At 60.9% G+C, this 804-nt stretch carries 2 protein-coding genes; both read left to right on the top strand.

Annotated elements, in window-relative coordinates; genetic code table 11:
- Positions 1–293 precede the first annotated feature (293 nt).
- Positions 294–524, top strand: a complete 231-nt coding sequence (locus EOA33_RS37310; RefSeq protein WP_126058337.1) for a hypothetical protein — start codon at positions 294–296, stop codon at positions 522–524.
- A gap of 118 nt (positions 525–642) precedes the next feature.
- Positions 643–804 (top strand): DUF3606 domain-containing protein (locus EOA33_RS37315; RefSeq protein WP_127407829.1); only part of this gene is annotated, 162 nt, incomplete at its 3' end.

Below are 804 nucleotides of genomic sequence, written 5' to 3' on the forward strand. Positions count from 1 at the left end.
CCCATGCCAACCCCACCGCCGCTACCCGAACCGAAGCCCATGCGAGAGCCGGAGCCGCAGCGGCTTCCGGACGAGGACCCGGTTCCCAACCCCGACGAGAACGACGCGCCGCCTAAGCACGCGATCGGGATCGTGCTGTCCATGACGGTTCCTATCTGAGGATCATCGAGGACAGGTAGGTTGAAATAGCGGCAGGCTGTCTCCAGTGACTGGTCGGACCACCATTTCGCTGGCAGAAACCAGCATTCGGCGTATCATCCTTTTGGGTGAGGGTTCATGGCAGGAGGAGGCCTATGAGCGTCGTGCCAAAAGTGCCGGCTATCGACTCGACGGCCGAAGAACTTGTTTCATCTACGCTTTCAAGATTCCGTGCCGGCGACACCATATCGACCAAGGCGGCGATCGACGCCATCCGCCGCATCGGCCCGGCTTGCGACGACAGCGACGACCATCTGGTAGAGCTGATTGTCATGGCGGCAATTGGTAAGACCATGGCGGTGGTTTTCGATCATCGGACCCACTAGGAACTCGTACCTAAAACTCTCGAAACTCTCGGCGCCCAGGAAGGTCGCGCCCAATCGAGGTTCCGGGGAACCCCACCGGACCCTTTTCGTTATCTCGTGTTGAACGAGGAACGCAGTCATGGCCGACGACAAGACGAAGACCGACAACCGCGACCGTTCGCAAGTGGCCGGCGACGAGGACTACGAGGTCAGGCATTTCGCCGAGGAAGCAGGCATCACGCCGGAACAGGCCCGCACGCTCATCAAGCGGCACGGGACCGACCGCAAGGTGCTGCACCTG

It is taken from the genome of Mesorhizobium sp. M4A.F.Ca.ET.050.02.1.1 (assembly GCF_003997725.1).
GTDB lineage: Bacteria > Pseudomonadota > Alphaproteobacteria > Rhizobiales > Rhizobiaceae > Mesorhizobium.